Raw genomic sequence first — 22,776 nt, 5'->3', positions numbered from 1 at the left:
ATTATTTCTGCATGAATTTGGGTCGGCAGGAAGGTAAAAAAAATAAAGGCGGATAATTAATAAAGATTAAGGTCATGAAAATTTAAGAGAAATTTACTTCCGAAATAATATTGGCCGCAAAAATGGCACTGGATTTCCATTGTCCGATTATTTTTATTGTCACAGGCTGATACTAAATATAAATGTTTCCAGAATAATCTTAACTTGCCGTAAGCCTTGCATAACAAGGCTTTCACTGAGGGGGGCTATTATACTGCGCTTGTCGGCATTTGCTCAACGTCGCATTTTTATCACCAATATCCGTGCGTCTTTATTCAGCGCCCGATTTACTTTAATTTACGTTGTCCACATCGAAAATCCGCCGCCAAAAAGAAAAATCCGCAGTTAAGTACTACGGAATAAATAAAGCCTTTGCGTATTCACCGCCGCAGGTTAAAAAGCATGGAGATATATCCAGCTATTTTTAGCTGGCCATTTTCGCTTTTTAGTGCCGTTATTTCCCGTTGAATGGCGCAGCAGAGCCAATTTAAAATAACCTGTTGTTTTTAAATTATTTTATTACCATTCTCGCGATAAAAAAGCAAAACGGCGGCGAACCAGAGATAAAGTAGCGATAAACCTGATCAGGAGGTCAAAAATAAATATTTTTAGCTACTTATTAAGCAAGAATGCAGTGATGTACACTACTCACAATTTAAAAAGCAAAACAAAAATCCGTGATTAACCCGTTACTCTGATTTTTGTTCGCCATCTGAAAATGGAGTGAGTGAAGATGTTCTTTTCCCCGGTCTCAAGATTACGCAGCGCCACGGCGGATACCTTCGCCCTGGTGGTTTATTGCTTTATTACCGGCATGGTGATTGAGATCGGACTTTCCGGCATGAGCTTTGAACAGTCTTTATCTTCACGGCTGCTGTCTATCCCGGTCAATATCGTCGTTGCCTGGCCCTACGGCATTTACCGCGATCGCGTGCTCGGCTTCGCCCGACGCCATGGCCCGCAACACTTTCTGCTGCGCAACCTGGCCGATCTGCTGGCGTACGTCAGTTTTCAGTCGCCGGTTTATATCGCCATTCTGTGGACCATCGGGGCGGATTCGTCGCAGATGCTGACCGCCGTTGCCAGCAATGCGGTCGTCTCCATGGTGATGGGAGTGATATACGGCTATTTTCTGGAATACTGCCGCCGGTTATTCAGGGTCGCCGTCACCGGGTAACCGGTTTCCCCGCAAAGGCATCACTGATGGGAAACCGTTTTGCGACGCAGTTTGGCAAGCTGCGTCTTGAGGCGGTTACGTTTCAGATCGGACAGGTTGTCGAGCAGCGACAGCCCGTCGAGATGATCGATTTCGTGTTGCAGGCATACGGCAAACTCGCCGCCGGCGTCGATCTCCCGCGCGGCGCCGTCCAGATCGATAAATGCCACCTTGACCCGCTTCGCCCGTTCCACCGGCATGGGATGGCCTGGAATAGAAGAGCACAGTTCCAGATGTGACGTTTTCTCCGGCGAAGAGTGGGTTATCTGCGGGTTAATCAACGCCAGGCGCTGGCGTTCTCCCTTTTCGTCCGCCATGTCTATGACGACGATGCGCAGCGGAACGCCCAACTGGATGGCGGCAAGCCCCGAATCCTTCATGGCGTCAATCACGGCGAACATGCGCGTGACCAGCGCCTTAACCTCATCATCAATAATATCGACGTTGCGGGAACGCTGGTTCATCCGCGGATCGTCAATCCAAAGCACTTCAGTTGCATCCATGGTTATCTTCCCCGTTACTATCTATTTTCGCGCTAGCGACATCAGCTTGTTACGCAATCCGCGATCGTGGGCGTAAATATAGAGTCCGTGAATGGCGCGGGTCATCAGCACATTGATGGCGTTGAGCATGATGCGCTCTTTCATCCCGGCGCTATTTTCAATGCGCGATTGGCCCTGAAAAGCCGCGCTATCTTCGTATCTGGCCGCATCGAGCACGATCTCCTCACGCTGCGCATCCCACGCCACCGACGGCCCCAGAATCAGGCCGACATAGTTCAGATCGAACCCCTGCACAGTGTAAACCGATCCCACCTCGTCAATGGTGTCTTCGCGCTCGGCCCAGGGCAGACGCTCATTTGGTTTCGCGCGGTCCCAGCGCAAGCGGAACCGCCCCTCTTCGATAAAATAGTCCTGCCCGTCCAGCCGATAGGGATAGTCATACGTCGACAACATACGCGACAGGCCGCGGGCGGCATTTTTTTCTTTTACCCGTTCATACATGGCCTGAGCATCATCGAATATCCCGATCTCGAAAGCCTCTTCCGCCCCCGGCAGCGGCAGCAGTCGGCGCTGACAAAAAGCGCGGATCCAGCGCAGGCTGGCCGCATCCGCACGCATGCGGAACTGCCGCCGCAGCGCGTAAACCTCATGCGGCCAGCGAGTCAGCATGCGCGACAGATCGCTTTCCCGCCACAGACTCTTGAATTTCAACACCTGCTGTTCATCGAAAACCAGCACCACGATGCGCGCCAGACGAATAATCTCCTCCAGATGATTATCCTGGAAAAAATGGTTATAGCTATCGCGCCGGGTCAGCAGCAGATGCGCTTCGTCAACCAGCACGATGTCGGCAATTGCACCGCGTTTATGCATCCGGTTGATAAAAGTGGTGGGCCGCTCGTAATCCTTTTTTCTCAGCGCGGGCTGGTTATCGGCGGCATTTTTATAGGCTTTCAGCATCTCGGGATGGTTAACGAGAAGGTAGTTCTCGCTGCCGTAAAGCGGGTGCGGCGGCCGCAGGCGGGCCTGGGTTTGTATCTCGCCGAACAGGGTATTCAATAAAACGCTTTTGCCCGTTCCGGCTTCGCCATGGATAACGAAGAGCGCATGTTGGTCATGCCGATGCCGGTCCAGGAACGCCTCGACACCGCGCTTTAACGCCTCCTGCTCGGCGGAAAGCGTTTTTCCTGGCGCGAGCTTAAAACTGGCCTGATTAATTTCTGACATGTTAGCTGACTGATTTATAAAAGGTTAAAACACAGTTCGTTTTTCATCGTCGGCGGGCGCCATACGTTGCGCCCATATGAGCGCGCCGGGGAGCGATGTTAACGGCGGCTAAGCGAGCCGCGGCGATAAAGGTTGCGGCGAATGCGGTTAAGCCCCGGCTTCGGCCTTTTCGGTTCGTCCAGACTGGCCAAAACCAGTTCCAGCACTCGTTCCGCCACTTCACGATGACGCTGAGCGACGGACAATACCGGACACTCCAGAAAATCCAGCAATTCGTTATCGCCAAAGGTGGCGATGGCCAGATTATTCGGCAAACGTCCGCTCTGGCGCAGCGTAACGTCCATCACCCCCTGCAACAGCGGAAAAGCGGTAGTGAACAGCGCTTTCGGCATCGGATGATCGTTAAGGTACTGGGCAAACGCCGCCGCCGCCGCCGTGCGCTCATAGCTATTGGCATACAGATAATGCACTTCCCGCGCATCGTCGGCCCAGGCCTGGCGAAACCCCTGTTCACGCAGGAAACTGACGGAAAGCTCAGGCAGCGCCCCGAGATAAAGAACGGATTCGGCCGGGATTTTCCTCAGTTCTTGCGCCAGCATTTCGGAATCTTCGAGATCGGCGCCGACCACGCTGGTGAAATGTTCGCGATCCAGCGCCCGGTCCAGCGCGATAATCGGCAGTCTGTTATTCACCCAGCGCTGGTAGAACGGGTGCTCCGGCGGCAGCGCCGTTGACACGATGATCGCATCGACCTGGCGTTGCAGCAGGTGTTCGATGCAGCGCATTTCGTTATCCGGCTGATCTTCGGAACAGGCGATCAACAGCTGATATCCGCGCTGTCGCGCCTGACGCTCCAGATAATTGGCAATCCGCGTATAGCTGGTATTTTCCAAATCAGGGATCACCAGACCAATGGAACGGGTGCGTCCGGCACGTAATCCGGCGGCGACGGCGTTGGGATGATAATTATGTTCTCTGACCACCGCCATCACTTTCTCAACGGTCTTATCGCTGACGCGATACTGTTTTGCTTTTCCATTGATCACATAACTGGCAGTAGTGCGTGAAACACCCGCAAGACGCGCGATTTCATCCAGTTTCACGGTAACCCCTTAGTAAGCCGGATAAATAAAATAGAGCGATGACCATAAGCTCATCATGGATATGGCGTAGATCTAACCGCAGACGCAACTGAACGGCAACCGCTTTTATCATTTATAAGTTATAGAAGGAAAAAATTAACCGGCCCGATGCGATTATCGGGCCTGCTACGGCAAAAATCCGCGCTAAATCCCCCTAACGCATGATTTTATCGCCGCGGGATACGCCGACGATCCCGGAACGCGCCACTTCCACAATCTCCGCCACTTCACGTACGGCATTGAGGAACGCATCCAGCTTATCGCTGGTGCCGGCCAGTTGAACGGTATAAAGCGAGGAGGTGACATCCACAATCTGCCCGCGAAAAATCTCGGCGCAGCGCTTGACTTCCTCACGGCCGTAGCCCGTCGCCTGCAGCTTCACCAGCATGATTTCGCGCTCGACGTGGGAACCCTGTCCCAGCTCGCTGACGCGCAGCACATCCACCAACTTATGCAGTTGCTTCTCTATCTGCTCCAGCGCTTTTTCATCGCCAACGGTTTGAATGGTCATGCGCGACAGCGTGGGATCGTCGGTCGGCGCCACCGTCAGGCTTTCAATATTGTAACCGCGCTGCGAGAACAGGCCGACGACGCGTGACAATGCGCCGGATTCATTTTCAAGTAATACCGATAAAATCCGCCGCATGATCAGGTCCTCTCCGTTTTGCTTAGCCACATCTCATCCATCCCGCCGCCGCGGATCTGCATCGGGTAAACGTGCTCGCCGCTGTCGATTTTGACATCCACGAACACCAGACGGTTTTTCTGCGCCAGCGCCTGCGCCAGCTTGCTTTCCAGTTCGTCAGGGGTATCAATGGCGATGCCGATATGCCCATAGGCCTCCGCCAGCTTGACGAAATCCGGCAGGGACTCCATATAGGAACTGGAGTGGCGGCCGGAATAGATCATATCCTGCCACTGTTTCACCATGCCGAGGAACCGGTTGTTCAGGTTAACCACCACTATCGGCAGGTCATACTGCAGCGCGGTGGAGAGTTCCTGAATATTCATCTGAATGCTGCCGTCGCCGGTGACGCAGATAACCGTTTCCTGCGGCAGCGCCAGCTTGATCCCCAGCGCGGCGGGCAGGCCGAATCCCATGGTGCCCAAACCGCCGGAGTTGACCCAGCGGCGCGGCCGATCGAAAGGATAGTAAAGGGCGGCGAACATCTGATGCTGGCCCACGTCCGAGGCGACATAGGCATTACCGCCGGTCAGCCGATACAGCGTTTCAATCACCGCCTGCGGCTTGATCTTATCCCCTTCCGCGCTGTACTTCAGGCAGTGGCGGGCGCGCCACTGCTCGATGTTGCGCCACCAGTCGCGCAGTGCGTCAAACTGCTGCTGCGCCTCATCCTGCGCCAGCAACTCCAGCATCAGGGTTAATACCTGGCGGGCATCGCCGACGATGGGAATATCGGCGTTTACCGTTTTGGAGATTGAAGCGGGATCGATATCAATATGCAACACCGTGGCATCCGGGCAATACTTGGCCAGATTATTGGTGGTGCGATCGTCAAAGCGTACGCCGACGGCGAAAATCACGTCGGCGTTATGCATCGCCATATTGGCTTCGTAGGTGCCATGCATCCCGAGCATGCCCAGACTTTGACGATGCGTGCCGGGGAAGCCGCCTAACCCCATCAGCGAGCTGGCTACCGGCAGATTGAGTTTTTCCGCCAGCGCCAGCAGTTCCTGATGGCAGCCGGAGTTGATCACCCCGCCGCCGCTGTAAATAATCGGTTTTTCCGCCGCCAGCAGGGTTTGCAACGCGCGCCGAATCTGCCCTTTATGCCCCTGGACCGTCGGGTTATAGGAGCGCATGCTGACGCGATCGGGATAAGCGTAAGGCTGCTTATTGGCCGGATTCATCACGTCTTTCGGCAAATCCACCACCACAGGACCGGGACGGCCGCTGGACGCCAGATAAAAGGCTTTTTTCAGCACCGTCGGCACATCTTCCGCCTGTTTGACCAGAAAGCTGTGCTTCACGATGGGCCGGGAAATCCCCACCATATCGCACTCTTGAAAAGCGTCGTAGCCAATCAGCGATGTCGCCACCTGACCGGAGATTACCACCAAGGGAATCGAATCCATATAAGCGGTGGCGATGCCGGTAATGGCGTTGGTCGCGCCGGGACCGGAGGTCACCAGCACTACGCCGACCTCGCCGGTGGCGCGCGCATAGCCATCGGCCATATGCACCGCGCCTTGTTCGTGGCGCACCAAAATATGTTCAATACCGCCAACCGTATGCAAGGCGTCGTAAACATCCAGCACCGCGCCGCCGGGATAGCCGAATACATGTTTTACGCCCTGATCGATTAACGATCGGACCACCATCTCGGCGCCTGACAACATCTCCATGGGTTTGCCTCTTAACACTGTAGGGTTTTTTAAATATAACTAATCAAAATAACGCGAGATGATAACTCAGGCAACCGTCATGATTCAGAATACATGGCGTCGATTTCCAACTGATAACGCTGATGAATCACCTTGCGGCGTAGTTTCAACGTCGGCGTCAGTTCGCCCTCATCCATCGAAAACGGCGCCGGCAACAGGGTGAATTTTTTCACCTGTTCAACGCGGGACAGCTCTTTCTGTATCTCGCGCAGACGTTGCTCGAACAGTTCGATAATATGGCTGTGGCGCAGCAGTTCCAGACGATCGTGATATTTCAGATTGATCGAACGGGCGTGCTCTTCCAGTGCTTCAAAACAGGGAACAATCAGCGCCGACACGTATTTTCGCGCATCGGCGATCACCGCCACCTGTTCGATAAAGCGATCCTGCCCCAGCGTGCCTTCCAGGTGTTGCGGAGCGATGTATTTGCCGCCGGAGGTTTTCATCAGATCTTTCAGGCGTTCGGTAATAAACAGATTGCCTTGCGCATCCAGTTCGCCGGCATCGCCGGTTTTCAGCCAGCCATCCGCCGTAAAGGCGTCCGCCGTTTCCTGCGGACGATGGAAATAACCGCGCATCACCGTGGCGCCGCGCACCTGAATTTCATTATCCGCACCGATGCGCACCTCAATTTCCGGCAAGGGCGTGCCGATCGACCCCAGGCGGAAGTTCTCTTCTTCCCAGCAGGAAACCGTGGCGCAGGTTTCCGTCATGCCGTAGCCATAGACGATGCGGATGCCCATCGACTGGAAAAACAGAATGATATTGTCGTCCAACCGGGCGCCGGCGGCGGGCAGGAACCTGATCTGCCCGCCCAATAGCTGGCGTAATTTTCCCAGCACCAGACGGTCGGCGTAGCGATGCATCAAGCGACGCCACGCGCCGGGGTGTTTGCCGGCGCGCCGCAGCAGAAAGACCCGCCGCCCCTGGGCGACGGCCCAGTGGAATAAGCGCTGGCGATACCAGGGCGCCTGCGCCGCTTTTTCATAAATCGCGCTGTACACCTTTTCATAAAAGCGGGGCACCGCACACATCATAGTCGGTTTAACCGCCTGCATGGCGGCGCGCACCAGATTGGTGTCGTTGAGATACACGTTTTGCGCGCCGCTGTGCATGATAAAGAAGCTCCAGGCCCGTTCAAACACGTGCGACAACGGCAGAAAGCACAGGGAAATATCCGTCTCCGTCACGCGCAAGCGCAGGTCGTGCAGCTTGAGCTGCATCGCCATATTGGCGTAGTCCAGCATCACGCCTTTCGGTTCGCCGGTGGTGCCGGAGGTATAAATCAGGGTAAACAGATCGTTGAGATCGCGGCCGTCAATCCGCTTTTGCAGCTCATCGCGCCAGAACGCATCCACCGCCTGCGCTTCGAATTCGCGCAGCGTCACGGCAATATCGCAGCCGCGCAAATCCACGCCGTCGTCCATCACAATGATATTGCGTAATTGCGGACAGGTTTCCCGCAGCGCCAGCAGGGCATCGAACTGCGCCTGACCGCCGACAAAAATGGTGCGGATATCGGCGTCGTTAATGATAAACGCCGCCTGCGCGGCGGTGTTGGTGGCATAGATCGGCACGCTGATGGCCCGCAGGTGCAGCATCGCCAGATCGACCAGCGACCAGTTCAGTGAATTATGCGAGAAAATCGCCGCGCGCTCCTGCACGTCCAGCCCCTGCGCCAGCAGGGCGCTGGCGATTCGCCGTATGCGCCGCCCCGCCTGGGCCCAGGTAAGCCGCCGTTCTCCGTCCGGCGTCCATTCCCGTAACGCGCTGCGACCTGAACAATGTTCAACCTGCTGCTGTATCCGGTGTACTACATGGTATTGCTGTAAATGCTCATTCATTTGCAAGAGACTGCCCACAGAGGAAAGTTAGCCTGAAAATTTCAGCGTACAGTTGTAAATTATTTGGGACGCAGTCTACCGTTAAAGAATAAAACTGCAACACTCTTTCTAACGCCGGCAGTACCCCCCCGCTGCTTTACTTGACGCGGATCACACCAAATCAAAGGTTGACATAACCCTGCTAATCAAGTACCAATAGAGCACTTCACAAATTTCAGATGACGAGACTTCATGTTCAACTTCACTTTCCTACTAGGCCTACTACTAAACGCATCTACATTGCGCGGTATGCCGGTGGGAGGAATTTAGAACTGATTTCACGCCACCAAATAAAAAACCCGCGCCGATGCGCGGGTTTTTTTATGGCGGGCAATCCCGGCCTCCATACTAACTAACCCGCCGGGCGCTAAGTAAATACGATAAGGAAACCAATCGATGAGCCAGCAAGTCATTATTTTCGATACCACATTGCGTGACGGTGAACAGGCGCTGCAGGCCAGTCTGAGCGTCAAAGAGAAACTGCAAATCGCGCTGGCGCTGGAAAGAATGGGCATTGACGTAATGGAAGTGGGCTTCCCGGTTTCCTCGCCCGGCGATTTCGAATCCGTACAGACCATTGCCCGCCATATCAAAAACAGCCGGGTTTGCGCCCTCTCGCGCTGCGTTGAAAAAGATATTGACGTGGCCGCCGAGGCGCTGCGCGTGGCCGATGCCTTCCGCATCCACACCTTTATCGCCACCTCGCCGATGCATATCGCCACCAAACTGCGCAGTACGCTGGACGAGGTTATCGAGCGGGCGATTTACATGATCAAACGCGCGCGCAACTACACCGACGACGTGGAATTCTCCTGCGAAGACGCCGGGCGCACGCCAATCGCCGATCTGTGTCGCGTGGTGGAGGCCGCCATCAACGCCGGCGCCCGCACCATCAATATTCCGGACACGGTCGGTTATACCCTGCCCCACGAATTCAGCAATATCATCTCTTCCCTGTACCAGCGCGTTCCCAACATCGATAAAGCCATTATCTCCGTTCATACCCATGACGATCTCGGTCTGGCGGTGGGCAACGCCATGGCGGCGGTCAACGCCGGCGCGCGTCAGGTTGAAGGCACGCTGAACGGCATCGGCGAACGCGCCGGCAACTGCGCGCTGGAAGAAGTGATCATGGCGATCAAAACCCGTCATGACATTCTCAACGTCCAGACCGCCATCAATCATCAGGAAATCTACCGTACCAGCCAACTGGTCAGCCAGATTTGCAATATGCCGATCCCGGCCAATAAAGCCGTGGTGGGCGCCAACGCTTTCGCCCACTCTTCCGGCATTCACCAGGACGGCGTGCTGAAAAATCGCGAAAATTATGAAATCATGACGCCGGAATCCATCGGTCTGAAAGAGGTCCAGTTGAATCTGACTTCCCGCTCCGGCCGTGCGGCCGTCAAGCACCGCATGGAAGAGATGGGCTATCACGACAGCGATTATAATCTGGATAGCTTGTACGCCGAGTTCCTGAAACTGGCGGACAAAAAAGGCCAGGTATTCGATTACGATCTGGAAGCGCTGGCCTTTATCAATAACAAGCAGGAAGAGGCCGAGTTTTATCGTCTGGACTATTTCAGCGTACAATCGGGCTCCAGCGTGATGGCGACCGCCTCGGTCAAACTGATCTGCGGCGATGAAACCCAGTCCGAGGCCGCCACCGGCAACGGCCCCGTCGACGCCGTCTATCAGGCGATTAACCGTATTACCGGCTACCAGATTTCACTGGTTAAATATCAGTTGACCGCCAAAGGGCAAGGCCGCGATGCGCTGGGTCAGGTTGATATTGTGGCGAATTATCAGGGACGCCGTTTCCACGGCGTCGGTCTGGCGACGGATATCGTTGAATCCTCCGCGCAGGCAATGGTGAACGTTCTGAACAACATTAAACGCGCTCAGCAGGTAGAAAAAGAAATTCAGCGTCTGCAACAGCACAACAGCAAACAACAAAATAGTCAGGAAACAGTGTGATGACAAAGAGTTACCATATCGCCGTCTTACCCGGAGACGGCATCGGGCCGGAAGTAATGGCGCAGGCGCACAAAGTATTGGACGCGGTGCGTCAGCGCTTCGGCATAGGGATCACCACCAGCGAATACGACGTGGGCGGTAGCGCCATCGACCGTCAGGGTACGCCGCTGCCGCAGGCGACCATCGCCGGCTGCGAGCAGGCCGATGCGATCCTGTTCGGTTCGGTCGGCGGGCCGAAATGGGAGCATCTGCCGCCGGCCGAACAGCCTGAGCGCGGCGCATTGCTGCCGTTGCGCAAGCATTTCCGCCTGTTCAGCAACCTGCGCCCGGCGCGTCTGTATCAGGGGCTGGAAGCGTTCTGCCCGCTGCGCGGCGACATCGCCGCCAAAGGCTTCGATATCCTGTGCGTGCGTGAACTGACCGGCGGCATCTATTTCGGCCAGCCGAAAGGCCGCGAAGGCAGCGGCCAGTACGAGCGCGCCTTCGATACCGAGGTGTATCACCGCTTCGAAATTGAACGCATCGCCCATATCGCCTTTCAATCGGCACGCAAACGGCGCGGCGTAGTAACCTCCATCGATAAGGCCAACGTGCTGCAAAGCTCCATCCTGTGGCGTGAAATCGTCACTGAAATCGCCAAGGAATATCCGGATGTGAAGCTGTCTCATCTGTATATCGACAACGCCACCATGCAGCTGATTAAAGATCCCTCCCAGTTCGACGTGCTGCTGTGCTCCAACCTGTTCGGCGACATTCTGTCCGACGAGTGCGCGATGATCACCGGTTCGATGGGCATGCTGCCGTCCGCCAGCCTGAACGAACAGGGGTTCGGCCTGTACGAACCCGCCGGCGGCTCCGCGCCGGATATCGCCGGTAAAAACATCGCCAACCCGGTGGCGCAGATTTTATCGCTGGCGCTGCTGCTGCGTTACAGCCTGGGCGCCGACGACGCGGCCGGCGCGATTGAAAAAGCCGTGAATACCGCCCTGGCTGAAGGCTATCGCACCGCCGATCTGGCAAGCGACGGCCAGGCCGTCGGCACCAATGAGATGGGTGATGCCATTGCCCGGTTTGTGGCGCAAGGGGCATAACCATGAGCAAGACGTTATATCAGAAATTATTCGATGCGCATGTGGTGCGCGAAGCGCCGAATGAAACGCCCCTGCTGTATATCGATCGCCATCTGGTGCACGAAGTGACCTCGCCGCAGGCTTTCGACGGTCTGCGCGCCAAAGGACGCAAGCTTCGTCAGCCGGGTAAAACCTTCGCCACCATGGATCACAACGTCTCTACCCAGACGAAAGATATCAACGCCAGCGGCGAAATGGCGCGTATCCAGATGCAGGAGCTGATCAAGAACTGCGCCGAATTCGGCGTGCAGCTGTATGACCTGAACCATCCGTACCAGGGGATCGTGCACGTTATCGGCCCGGAACAGGGGATGACGCTGCCGGGCATGACCATCGTCTGCGGCGACTCCCATACCGCGACGCACGGCGCGTTCGGCTCGCTGGCGTTTGGCATCGGCACGTCTGAAGTCGAACATGTGATGGCAACGCAAACCCTGAAGCAGGGCCGCGCCAAAACCATGAAGATCGAAGTCACCGGCGATGCCGCGCCCGGCATCACCGCCAAAGATATCGTGCTGGCGATTATCGGGAAAACCGGCAGCGCCGGCGGCACCGGCCACGTGGTGGAATTCTGCGGCAAAGCCATCCGGGCGCTGAGCATGGAAGGCCGTATGACGCTGTGCAATATGGCGATTGAAATGGGCGCCAAGGCCGGCCTGGTGGCGCCGGACGAAACCACGTTCGCCTATCTGAAAGGGCGTCAGTTCGCGCCGAAAGGCGCCGACTGGGACGCCGCCGTCGCTTACTGGCGTACGCTGAAGTCCGACGACGACGCCGGCTTCGACAGCGTCGTCACGCTGGATGCCGCCGACATCGCCCCGCAGGTAACCTGGGGCACCAACCCCGGCCAGGTGATTGCCGTCAATCAGGTGATTCCGTCGCCGGAATCCTTCAGCGATCCGGTGGAACGCGCGTCGGCGGCCAAGGCGCTGGCCTATATGGATTTGCAGCCCGGCATCAAACTGACCGAGGTGGCGATCGACAAAGTGTTTATCGGCTCCTGCACCAACTCGCGCATTGAAGACCTGCGCGCGGCGGCGGAAGTCGCCAAAGGCCGTAAGGTCGCCAACGGCGTGCAGGCTATCGTGGTGCCCGGCTCCGGACCGGTGAAAGCCATGGCCGAACTGGAAGGGCTGGATAAAGTGTTTATCGAAGCCGGCTTCGAGTGGCGCCTGCCCGGTTGCTCCATGTGTCTGGCCATGAACAACGACCGCCTGAACCCCGGCGAGCGCTGCGCCTCCACCAGCAACCGTAACTTTGAAGGCCGTCAGGGACGCGCCGGACGCACGCATCTGGTGAGCCCGGCGATGGCCGCCGCCGCCGCCGTTACCGGCCGCTTCGCCGATATCCGCGAGTTGAATTAAGAGAGACGCCGACATGACTAAATTTACCCAACATACCGGTCTGGTGGTTCCTCTGGATGCCGCTAACGTTGATACCGACGCGATTATTCCCAAGCAGTTTCTGCAAAAGGTGACGCGCACCGGTTTCGGTCAGCACCTGTTCAACGACTGGCGCTTTCTGGACGAGTCCGGCCAGCAGCCCAATCCTGATTTTGTGCTGAATAAACCTCGCTATAAAGGCGCCAGCATCCTGCTGGCCCGTGAAAACTTCGGCTGCGGTTCGTCGCGCGAGCACGCGCCCTGGGCGCTGACCGACTACGGCTTCAAGGTGGTGATCGCCCCGAGCTTCGCCGATATTTTCTACGGCAACGCGTTTAACAACCAACTGCTGCCGGTGACGCTGAGCGAAGCGGATGTGGATACGCTGTTCAAACTGGTCGACGGCGAGCAGGGCATTACCTTTACCGTCGATCTGGAAAACCAGACCGTGCTGGCGGGCGGCAACAGCTACCCGTTCGAAATCGACGGCTTCCGCCGCCACTGCATGCTTAACGGCCTGGACAGCATTGGGCTGACATTGCAGCACGACGCCGCCATTACCGATTATGAACGGCAGCAACCGTCGTTCCTGCATTGATAGCACTTACCGGTGACGCGGGTTCGCCGGTGATAACGCACGATCGATAATCATCAGGAGGTTCCCCCGTCGGGAACCTCTTTTTTATGGCGCGCCAGTCACGGCGCACATAAAAAAAAAGCCAGCGGAAAGTTTCGCTGGCTGGTGAAATGCACCATTACTCAGAATTATTCTCTTATCGTTCTCTGCGACTATATCCAGTGACGATATTCTTCCTCCGACATTTCCGCTATTTGCCACTGCGTCGCCTGCTGCAATAACGCTATCCGCTGCCGGGCAGAGAGCCAGCACAGCCATTTCGCCCGGCACGTTGTGAGATAGGTCTGATAGAACCGGTACAGTGTCGAGATTGTCATAAGCCACCTCCGCGCTTTCATTATGGGAAAGTATCAACGTAATATAGGGAAAGATAAATTGATGACTTCAAGGCCAGGAGTTCCTCTTTTATGACTTCATCCCGTCTGCAACAACAGTTCGTGCGCCTATGGCAACGCTTTCAGGGACAGACCACCGCCACCACGCTGCAAGAGCTGGCGAGCGTTCTGAGCTGTTCACGCCGCCATATCCGCTCGCTGCTGGGCGCCATGCAGCAACAGGGCTGGATTACCTGGCAGGCGGAAGCGGGACGGGGCAAACGCTCGCTGCTGACCTTTATCTACACCGGGCTGGCGCTGCAACAGCAGCGGGCCGAGGACCTGCTGGAGCAGGACCGCATCGATCAGTTGGTGCAGTTGGTGGGGGATAAAGACACCGTACGGCAAATGCTGCTGGCGCACCTGGGCCGCAGTTTCCGCCAGGGCAAACATATTCTGCGCATTCTTTACTATCGCCCGCTGCGCAATCTGCTGCCGGGTTCCGCCCTGCGGCGCTCGGAAATGCATATCGCCCGGCAGATTTTCAGCGGCCTGACCAATATAAATGAGGAAAACGGGGAACTTAAACCCGATCTGGCGCACCACTGGCAAATGTTGTCCCCGCTGCACTGGCGGTTTTATCTGCGCCCGTCGATTCGTTTTCATCACGGGCGCGAGCTCGCCATGCAAGACGTGATCGCCTCGCTCACCCGGCTCAATGCGCTTCCCTTGTTCTCCCATATCGCTAGCGTGACCTCGCCGATGCCGTTCGTGATCGACGTCCGGCTGAGCAGCCCCGACGACTGGCTGCCCTGGCTGCTGGGCAGCGTGCCGGCCATGATCCTGCCGGAGGAGTGGCGCACCCTGCCTGATTTCGCCCGCCAGCCTATCGGAACCGGCCCTTACTCCGTGACGCGCAACAATAATAATCAGCTGAAAATAAAGGCGTTTGATGACTACTTCGGCTATCGGGCGCTAATTGACGAGGTCAATATCTGGGTGCTGCCCGACGCCACCGAGGTGTATCCCTGCTCCCTGCACCTGGAATCGGATGATTCATCTCACGATGAGTTGGAAAGCCGTATGGAAGAGGGGTGCTACTTCCTGCTGTTCGATAAGCGTTCGCCGCTCGCCGGTCAGCCGCAGGTGCGCCGCTGGCTGTGCCGGATATGCAACCCGATCGCCCTGCTCGGCCACGCGGATAGCGCGCATCAGCGCGACTGGTCGCCGGCCTATAGCCTGCTGCCCCGCTGGCATTACCGGCAGCGGGACGAAGCGCAGGAAAAACCGGCGGAACTGAAACAGCTCACCCTGACCTTCTATCATGACCATCCCGAATATCAGATGATCGGTGAAATAATAAAGAAAGTGCTTAAAGCGCACGGCGTTAAACTGACCATCCAAACGGTGACCTACGAGGATTGGCATCAGGGGGAAGCGCGGAGCGATATCTGGCTGTGCAGCGTCAACTGCTATCTGCCCCTGGAATTTTCGCTGTTTGCCATGCTTTACGAACAGCCGTTGATGCAGCATTGTCTGGAGGAAGATCTGCTTCAGGACGCCGGCCTGTGGCGCAGCAAAGCGCTGCCGATGGCGGAATGGAGCGAAAAACTGGTGCGTAGCGGTCAGTTGCATCCGCTGTTTCACAACTGGCTGCAACTACAGGGACAGCGCAGCATGCGCGGCATCCGTATGAATACCCTGGGATGGTTCGATTTCAAATCCGCCTGGTTCGCCCCGCCGGAAAACTGACGACCCGGCTTTCCCTGCCCTCCCCAAGCCTTTACAATAGGCCGTTCTCAACGGGGTGCGAAAACGGCTTTATCAACTGTCTCTAACGCGTTTTTCGCTGAGAAAATACCCGTCGAACCTGATCCGGTTAATACCGGCGAAGGGATTTGAGAGTGTTCATCGCTGACTCAAAGACCTTTGCCACCCTATAACGACAGGAGTGCAAAGTGTTAATTACATCGCTATTAAAACAAAACGGGTTAAAACCCGGGCCGCTGAAACGCCCGCTTTCCCTGTGGAAAAAAATCCTTCCCTGCCTGCTGCTGATGTCGGCGCCGGCGTTCGCCAAACCGGCGCTCACCGTTTACACCTACGACTCCTTCGCGTCCGAATGGGGCCCCGGCCCGGTGATCAAAACCGCTTTTGAAAAAGAGTGTGAGTGCGAACTGAATTTTGTGGCGCTGGAAGATGGCGCCTCGCTGCTGAACCGCCTGCGCATGGAGGGCAAAAACAGCAAAGCGGATATCATTCTGGGGTTGGATAATAACCTATTGCAGGCGGCGGAACAGACCGGGCTATTTAGCCGACACCAGTTGGATACCGCCGCGGCCGTGAAGGTTCCCGGCGGCTGGAACAACGCCACCTTCGTGCCCTATGACTACGGCTATTTCGCCTTTGTCTACAACAAGGAGAAGCTGAAGAATCCCCCCCGGAGCCTGCATGAACTGGTCGACAGCAGCGAGCCGTGGAAAGTGATTTATCAGGATCCCCGCACCAGCACCCCGGGATTGGGGCTGCTGCTATGGATGCAGCAGGTGTACGGCGAACAGGCGCCGCAGGCGTGGCAAAAGCTGGCGAAAAAAACGGTTACCGTCACCAAAGGCTGGAGCGAAGCCTACGGTCTGTTTCTGAAAGGCGAGGCCGACCTGGTGCTCAGCTACACCACTTCCCCGGCCTATCACATCATTGAAGAGAAAAAAGACAGCTACGCCGCGGCAAACTTCAGCGAAGGGCACTATCTGCAAATCGAAGTCGCCGGACAGCTGGCGTCCAGCAAAAACCCGGCGCTGGCGAAACGCTTTATGCAGTTCATCCTGACGCCGGCATTCCAACAGGCGATCCCCACCACCAACTGGATGTATCCGGTGACCGACACCGAGCTGCCGCCCGGCTTCGCCTCGCTTGCCGTACCGGAAAAAGCCTTGCAATACAGCGCACAGCAGGTAGCGGAACAGCGGAATAACTGGATCCAGGCATGGCAACGCGCCGTCAGCCGCTGACCGCAGGCAGCCTGTGGCCGGGCGGACTGGCCGCCACGCTGCTGATCTCGGTGGCGCTGCTGGCTTTCGGCGCGCTGTGGCTACAGGCGCCGGAAAACCAGTGGCGGACGCTATGGCGCGATAGCTATCTGTGGCATGTTATCCGCTTCACCTTCTGGCAGGCATTTTTATCCGCCCTGCTCTCCACCCTGCCGGCGGTCTTCCTCGCCAGAGCGCTTTATCGCCGGCGTTTCCCCGGCCACCGCTGGCTATTGCGGCTGTGCGCCATGACCCTGGTGCTGCCGGTGCTGGTGGCGGTTTTCGGCCTGCTGAGCGTTTACGGCCGCCAGGGCTGGCTGGCGCATCTGCTGGAGGCGGCGGGTCTTCCCTACCGCTTCTCCCCTTACGGACTGCAAGGCATTCTGCTGGCGCATATTTTCTTCAACCTGCCGCTGGCGACCCGTCTGCTGTTGCAGTCGCTGGAGGGCATCGCCACGGAACAGCGTCAGTTGGCGGCCCAACTGGGCATGAACGGCTGGCAGCATTTCCGCATTGTCGAATGGCCCTGGCTGCGCCGGCAGATCCCGCCCACCGCCGCGCTTATCTTTATGCTCTGTTTCGCCAGCTTCGCCACCGTGCTGTCGCTGGGGGGAGGACCGCGGGCCACCACCATCGAACTGGCTATTTATCAGGCGCTGAGCTTTGATTACGATCCGTCGCGCGCCGCGCTGCTGGCGCTTATTCAGATGACCTGCTGCCTTGGGCTGGTGCTGCTGAGCCAACGATTAGGCCGCATGCTGCCGGTGGGCAGCACCCGGCAACTGGCATGGCGCAACCCGCAGGACAGCCTGTTCAGCCGGATCTGCGATAGCCTGCTGATCGGCGCGGCACTGCTGTTGATCGTGCCGCCGCTGCTGGCGGTGGCGGCAGACGGCGTCAACCGCTCCCTGCTCAGCGTATTGCAACAGCCCGCGCTGTGGCAAACGCTGTTCACGTCGCTGCGTATCGCCGTGGCCGCCGGCGTTATCTGCGTCATCCTGACCATGATGCTGCTATGGAGCAGCCGGGAACTCAAGCTGCGCCACCGGCCGCTATCCGGCCAGCTGATGAATCTGAGCGGCATGCTGATCCTCGCCATGCCCGGTATCGTGCTGGCGACCGGTTTTTTCCTGCTGCTGAACAATACGCTGGGATTGCCGCAATCCCCTTATGCCCTGGTGGTGCTGACCAACGCGCTGATGGCCATCCCCTATGCGCTCAAAGTGCTGGAAAATCCGATGGTGGATATCGCCGAACGCTATAATCAACTCTGCCTGTCGCTGGATATCCGCGGCTGGCGGCGGCTGAAAATTATTGAATTGAAGGCGTTGAAACAGCCGCTGGCTCAGGCGCTGGCGTTTGCCAGCGTGCTGTCGATCGGCGATTTCGGCGTTATCGCCCTGTTCGGCAATGAGCAGTTCCGCACCTTGCCCTTTTACCTTTATCAGCAGATTGGAGCCTATCGCAGCGCCGACGGCGCCGTTACCGCGCTGTTGCTGATGCTGCTGTGCTTCATGCTGTTCACCCTGATTGAAAAACTGGCGGATCGCGATGATCTTTCTCGATAAACTGACCTATCTCTACCAACAGATGCCCATGCGCTTCGACCTCCAGGTGCTGCCGGGAGAACGCATTGCCGTTCTCGGTCCCAGCGGCGCGGGGAAAAGCACCCTGCTGAACCTGATCGCCGGTTTTCTGCCGGCTGACGGCGGCGAACTGCGTCTGAACGGGGAAGACCATCGCCATACCCCGCCCGCCAGGCGTCCGGTCTCCATTCTGTTTCAGGAAAACAACCTCTTTCCGCACCTGACCATCGAGCAAAATATCGCCCTGGGGCTGAATCCCGGTTTGCGGCTCAATGCCGACCAGCGCGAAACCCTGCGGCATATTGCGCAGCAGGTCGGGTTAAGCGAGTTATTCCAGCGCCTGCCCTCGCAGGTTTCCGGCGGCCAACGGCAGCGTGCGGCGCTGGCCCGCTGTCTGGTGCGCCATCAGCCTATTTTGCTGCTGGATGAACCCTTCTCCGCGCTCGATCCCGCATTACGCCTGGAGATGCTGCAACTGGTGGAACAGGTGTGCGATGAACGCCGGCTGACGCTGCTGATGGTGTCGCACAATCTGGATGATGCGCAATATATCGCCAGTCGGGCCGTCACCGTGTCTGAAGGGCGCATCATCGACAACCGGAAACTCAAATAAAGCGGTCATAACGTCATTTACCGTTCTGGTTAAAACTAACGCCATTGCATAAAAGGAAATGTTAATAAAAGGAAATAAAAGCGGCTATTTTACGACGTAAATAGACGCTTCTTCACACCATATTGTGATCTACCCGGTTATTCTGGGAAAAACTTTAAACTGATGCGTGAAACGCGCTAAAAAATAAAATATGCTACCTGATAACAAACATAGAGCAACGTGGCAATTACCCTATAACAACAGCCACGCAACATAATAACAACATCACCATTCTTAATGGGTAGAGATAATAATGCTTTTGATTTAGTTGGCTATTTTCCCGACTTTTTCTAAATACGCATAAACCAAACAACCCATTATTTCTGTTCTATTTTATTATCCATACTATTTTTATATTACTGAAAGCCACCAGAAAAACTCATTACACCCAACATATTTACCAATGTTTTCAAGAAAGAACCCGATCAATCCGCAGGCTGCGATCAATAAAGTAAATGGCAGGAGGTGATATTAATTAACAATTAAATAACCAAATTTAACACAAGAACAACAAATACTTTGATCGAGATTGATAATAAAAGATATGCCGATTTTTTACATCCTGGCGTGATACCGATTAATAATGCAAATGTGAAATAATAAGCCGGCTATTATTAATTTGCGCTCAGGACGCAAGAAATGCGTTAACAGCCTCCCAGCGGGGATTTGTTATCAATCTCAATCAAAGTCACCAATTTGATACGGAATATATTTACTCTCGGCATCGGTTTGTGTAACGCATGCCGCAGAGGTGGAAGCAAAAGCCCTGGCAAGCGTGCACGATGCGTCGTTACCAGCCTCGTGGGCTATTGCCGTCTTACTCAGGGAAAGCCCCTGGCAAATATATTGCTCAATTGGAGACCACCATGGCCGTAACACAAATTGATGATCTTGACTCCTTGGTTGCCCGGGTAAAAAAGGCCCAACGCATCTACGCCGATTATACGCAGGAACAGGTAGATAACATCTTCCACGCCGCCGCGCTCGCCGCCGCCTCATATCGCATTCCGCTGGCGAAAATGGCGGTGGAGGAATCAGGTATGGGCGTGGTGGAGGATAAAGTAACCAAGAACCACTTCGCATCCGAATACATATACAACGCCTATAAAAATGAGAAGACCTGCGGCATCCTGTCGGAAGATGACGCCTACGGCACGATCAGGATCGCCGCGCCCGTCGGTCTGATCTGCGGTATCGTTCCCACCACCAACCCGACCTCCACCGCCATTTTCAAGGCGCTGATCAGTCTGAAAACGCGCAATGGCATTATTTTCTCGCCGCACCCGCGGGCGAAAAACTCCACCAACAGGGCGCTCGAGATCGTGCTTCAGGCCGCGGTCGCCGCAGGCGCTCCGGAGGATATCATCGGCTGGATTGCCGAGCCCTCCATTGACCTGACCAACCAGTTGATGCATCACCCGGATATCAATCTGATCCTCGCCACCGGCGGTCCGGGAATGGTAAAGGCGGCCTACAGCTCCGGAAAACCGGCCCTGGGCGTCGGCCCCGGAAACACGCCGGTGGTGGTGGATGAAAGCGCCGACGTCAAACGGTTCGTCGCCTCCATTCTGATGTCGAAAACCTTCGATAACGGCATGATCTGTTCGTCCGAGCAGTCCGCCGTCGTCGTCAAGAGCATTTACGACGACGTGCGCGCGAATTTTAGCGCTCAGGGCGGCTATATCCTGCAGGGCAACGAACTTGCGGCGGTAGGCGAAATCCTGAGAAAGAACGGCGGGCTGAATGCCGCCATCGTCGGCCAGTCGGCGGTAAAGATTGCCGAAATGGCGGGCATCAGCGTCCCGCCGGATACCAAGGTGCTGATTGGCGAAGTCAGTAAAGCCGATGAGACCGAACCTTTCGCCCATGAGAAACTCTCCCCCACGCTGGCGCTGTACCGGGCGCAGAATTTCAGCGAAGCGGTCGATATCGCTGAAAAACTGCTCAATATGGAAGGTATCGGCCACACCAGTTGCCTGTACACCGACCAGGATAACCATGCCCACCGCGTGCTCTATTTCGGTGAAAGGATGAAAACCTCCCGGGTGCTGATCAATACGCCTACCTCTTACGGCGGCATCGGCGATCTGTACAACTTCAAGCTGGTGCCTTCGCTGACGCTGGGCTGCGGCTCCTGGGGCGGCAACTCCGTCTCGGAAAACGTGGGTCCCAAACACCTTCTCAATATAAAAACCGTAGCCAAGCGAGCGGAAAATATGTTGTGGCATAAACTTCCCAAATCCATCTATTTCCGGCGTGGTTCGCTTCCCGTCGCCCTGTCAGAGGTCGTACAAGACGGTGCGAAACGCGTATTTATCGTCACCGACCGTTTTCTGTTCAACAACGGCTATGCCGATCAGGTGATATCGCGTCTGAAACAGCACGGCGTCGCTACCGAAGTGTTCTTTGAAGTAGAAGCCGACCCGACGCTGAGCGTTGTTCGCAAGGGAACAGAGCAGGTGAACGCTTTCGGACCGGATGTGATCATCGCGCTGGGCGGCGGTTCGCCGATGGATGCGGCCAAACTGATGTGGGTGATGTATGAACACCCGGAAACCCGTTTCGACGACCTGGCGTTGCGCTTTATGGATATCCGCAAACGCATCCACACCTTCCCGAAAATGGGGGTGAAAGCGCGGATGATCTGCGTGCCCACCACCTCCGGCACCGGCTCCGAAGTGACGCCGTTCGCCGTGGTGACCGACGATGCGACGGGCCAGAAATATCCGCTGGCGGACTATGCGCTGACCCCGGATATGGCGATCGTCGATGCCGACCTGGTGATGACCATGCCGAAATCGCTGTGCGCCTTCGGCGGTCTGGATGCGGTCACCCACGCCACGGAAGCCTATGTGTCGGTGCTGGCCAATGAATTCAGCGACGGACAGGCACTGCAGGCGCTGAAACTGCTGCACGGCAATCTGGTTACCAGCTATCAGGAAGGGGCGAAAAACCCGGTGGCGCGCGAAAAAGTGCACAGCGCGGCGACCATTGCCGGTATCGCCTTTGCCAACGCCTTCCTAGGCGTGTGCCATTCCATGGCGCATAAGCTGGGTTCCGAATTCCATATTCCGCACGGTCTGGCCAACGCCATGCTGATCTGCAATGTGATTCGCTATAACGCCACCGATAAACCGACCAAACAGGCGACGTTCAGCCAATACGGCTACCCGCAGGCGCGCAAACGCTATGCGGAAATCGCCGATCATCTGGCGCTCAGCGCTCCCGGCGACGACGTGGGGCAGAAAATCGACAAACTGCTGGCCTGGCTGGAGGAAGCCAAGGCGGCGCTGGACGTTCCGGCCAGCATTCGCGACTTCGGCGTGCAGGAAGAGGCGTTTCTGGCCAAGGTGGATAAACTGTCCGAGGACGCGTTCGACGACCAGTGCACCGGCGCCAACCCGCGCTACCCGCTGATCTCCGAACTGAAGCAGATTCTGCTGGATACCTACTACGGTCGTTCCTACAGCGATACGCCGAAGCAGGCCGCGGAATCCAAAGCAACCACCAACGGCGGTAAAAAAGGGAAAGCGAAAGGCTGATAGCTAATCTCTACCCACCTCTGCGGGCTTATGCGCAACGGCGCATAAGCCCCTGTTTGACGGCCCCCTGCAAGAACAGACAGTTATCGCTATCTTTTCCCGGCAGCAGGG

The 22,776-nt window shown here is 56.4% G+C and carries 18 protein-coding genes and 1 riboswitch; of the genes, 11 read left to right on the top strand and 7 right to left on the bottom strand.

Features of this window, described 5'->3' with window-relative positions; translation table 11 throughout:
* Positions 1 to 772 precede the first annotated feature (772 nt).
* The gene (locus EH206_RS03480) at positions 773 to 1,216 is read left to right on the top strand and encodes an L-alanine exporter AlaE (protein WP_009111433.1); all 444 of its coding nucleotides are present in this window, start codon (positions 773 to 775) and stop codon (positions 1,214 to 1,216) included.
* Between the two features lie 20 nt (positions 1,217 to 1,236).
* Here the strand turns inward: EH206_RS03480 and def are convergent, their stop codons facing one another.
* From def to EH206_RS03450, 6 genes are all read right to left on the bottom strand, one after another.
* Positions 1,237 to 1,758, bottom strand: a complete 522-nt coding sequence (gene def / locus EH206_RS03475; RefSeq protein WP_009111432.1) for a peptide deformylase — start codon at positions 1,756 to 1,758, stop codon at positions 1,237 to 1,239.
* 21 nt (positions 1,759 to 1,779) lie between these two features.
* Positions 1,780 to 2,985, bottom strand: a complete 1,206-nt coding sequence (locus tag EH206_RS03470; protein WP_009111431.1) for a DUF2075 domain-containing protein — start codon at positions 2,983 to 2,985, stop codon at positions 1,780 to 1,782.
* A 98-nt stretch (positions 2,986 to 3,083) separates the two neighbouring features.
* Entirely contained in the window at positions 3,084 to 4,088 is a 1,005-nt protein-coding gene (cra, locus tag EH206_RS03465) for a catabolite repressor/activator (RefSeq protein WP_009111430.1), read from the bottom strand.
* Positions 4,089 to 4,281: 193 nt separating this feature from the next.
* Entirely contained in the window at positions 4,282 to 4,773 is a 492-nt protein-coding gene (ilvN, locus tag EH206_RS03460; RefSeq protein WP_009111429.1) for an acetolactate synthase small subunit, read from the bottom strand.
* 2 nt (positions 4,774 to 4,775) lie between these two features.
* Positions 4,776 to 6,494, bottom strand: a complete 1,719-nt coding sequence (gene ilvI / locus EH206_RS03455; protein WP_009111428.1) for an acetolactate synthase 3 large subunit — start codon at positions 6,492 to 6,494, stop codon at positions 4,776 to 4,778.
* Positions 6,495 to 6,571: 77 nt separating this feature from the next.
* Positions 6,572 to 8,377: an AMP-dependent synthetase/ligase gene (locus EH206_RS03450; RefSeq protein WP_040342867.1), complete on the bottom strand. Its 1,806-nt coding sequence runs from the start codon at positions 8,375 to 8,377 to the stop codon at positions 6,572 to 6,574.
* 231 nt (positions 8,378 to 8,608) lie between these two features.
* Between EH206_RS03450 and leuL the strand changes: the two genes are divergently transcribed.
* The 5 genes from leuL (at position 8,609) to leuD (ending at position 13,503) form a co-directional block, all read left to right on the top strand.
* Positions 8,609 to 8,686: a leu operon leader peptide gene (leuL, locus tag EH206_RS23600; protein WP_136163865.1), complete on the top strand. Its 78-nt coding sequence runs from the start codon at positions 8,609 to 8,611 to the stop codon at positions 8,684 to 8,686.
* 126 nt (positions 8,687 to 8,812) lie between these two features.
* Positions 8,813 to 10,393, top strand: coding sequence for a 2-isopropylmalate synthase (gene leuA / locus EH206_RS03440; RefSeq protein WP_009111426.1), 1,581 nt, complete (start codon positions 8,813 to 8,815; stop codon positions 10,391 to 10,393).
* Positions 10,393 to 11,484, top strand: coding sequence for a 3-isopropylmalate dehydrogenase (gene leuB / locus EH206_RS03435; protein WP_009111425.1), 1,092 nt, complete (start codon positions 10,393 to 10,395; stop codon positions 11,482 to 11,484). Before leuA ends, leuB begins: the two co-directional genes overlap by 1 nt.
* 2 nt (positions 11,485 to 11,486) lie before the next feature.
* Entirely contained in the window at positions 11,487 to 12,887 is a 1,401-nt protein-coding gene (gene leuC, locus EH206_RS03430; RefSeq protein ID WP_009111424.1) for a 3-isopropylmalate dehydratase large subunit, read from the top strand.
* A 13-nt stretch (positions 12,888 to 12,900) separates the two neighbouring features.
* Positions 12,901 to 13,503 carry a 3-isopropylmalate dehydratase small subunit gene (gene leuD, locus EH206_RS03425; protein WP_009111423.1) on the top strand — a complete coding sequence of 201 codons (603 nt, stop codon included), beginning with the start codon at positions 12,901 to 12,903 and terminating at the stop codon, positions 13,501 to 13,503.
* Positions 13,504 to 13,694: 191 nt separating this feature from the next.
* On the opposite strand, the gene sgrT is transcribed toward leuD, so the two are convergent.
* Positions 13,695 to 13,859 (bottom strand): glucose uptake inhibitor SgrT, encoded by a 165-nt coding sequence (gene sgrT / locus EH206_RS03420; RefSeq protein ID WP_009111422.1) that lies wholly within the window; start codon positions 13,857 to 13,859, stop codon positions 13,695 to 13,697.
* A gap of 90 nt (positions 13,860 to 13,949) precedes the next feature.
* On the opposite strand from sgrT, the gene sgrR reads away from it, so the two are divergent.
* From sgrR to adhE, 5 genes are all read left to right on the top strand, one after another.
* Positions 13,950 to 15,608 (top strand): HTH-type transcriptional regulator SgrR, encoded by a 1,659-nt coding sequence (sgrR, locus tag EH206_RS03415; protein WP_009111421.1) that lies wholly within the window; start codon positions 13,950 to 13,952, stop codon positions 15,606 to 15,608.
* A 41-nt stretch (positions 15,609 to 15,649) separates the two neighbouring features.
* A riboswitch (TPP riboswitch) is annotated at positions 15,650 to 15,771 on the top strand.
* A gap of 109 nt (positions 15,772 to 15,880) precedes the next feature.
* The gene (gene thiB, locus EH206_RS03410) at positions 15,881 to 16,867 is read left to right on the top strand and encodes a thiamine ABC transporter substrate binding subunit (protein ID WP_040343642.1); all 987 of its coding nucleotides are present in this window, start codon (positions 15,881 to 15,883) and stop codon (positions 16,865 to 16,867) included.
* Positions 16,843 to 18,453, top strand: a complete 1,611-nt coding sequence (gene thiP / locus EH206_RS03405) for a thiamine/thiamine pyrophosphate ABC transporter permease ThiP (protein ID WP_009111419.1) — start codon at positions 16,843 to 16,845, stop codon at positions 18,451 to 18,453. The genes thiB and thiP overlap by 25 nt, the downstream gene beginning before the upstream one ends.
* On the top strand, positions 18,437 to 19,084 hold the full coding sequence (thiQ, locus tag EH206_RS03400; protein ID WP_009111418.1) for a thiamine ABC transporter ATP-binding protein ThiQ: 648 nt from the start codon (positions 18,437 to 18,439) through the stop codon (positions 19,082 to 19,084). The genes thiP and thiQ overlap by 17 nt, the downstream gene beginning before the upstream one ends.
* Before the next feature lie 905 nt (positions 19,085 to 19,989).
* Positions 19,990 to 22,665 (top strand): bifunctional acetaldehyde-CoA/alcohol dehydrogenase, encoded by a 2,676-nt coding sequence (gene adhE / locus EH206_RS03395; protein ID WP_009111417.1) that lies wholly within the window; start codon positions 19,990 to 19,992, stop codon positions 22,663 to 22,665.
* The last annotated feature ends 111 nt before the right edge of the window (positions 22,666 to 22,776 follow it).

It is taken from the genome of Brenneria nigrifluens DSM 30175 = ATCC 13028 (assembly GCF_005484965.1).
In the GTDB taxonomy this organism is placed as follows: Bacteria; Pseudomonadota; Gammaproteobacteria; order Enterobacterales; family Enterobacteriaceae; genus Brenneria; species Brenneria nigrifluens.
Note: the sequence above shows the minus strand (reverse complement) of the source record. Positions and strands in the feature narration are given on the sequence as shown.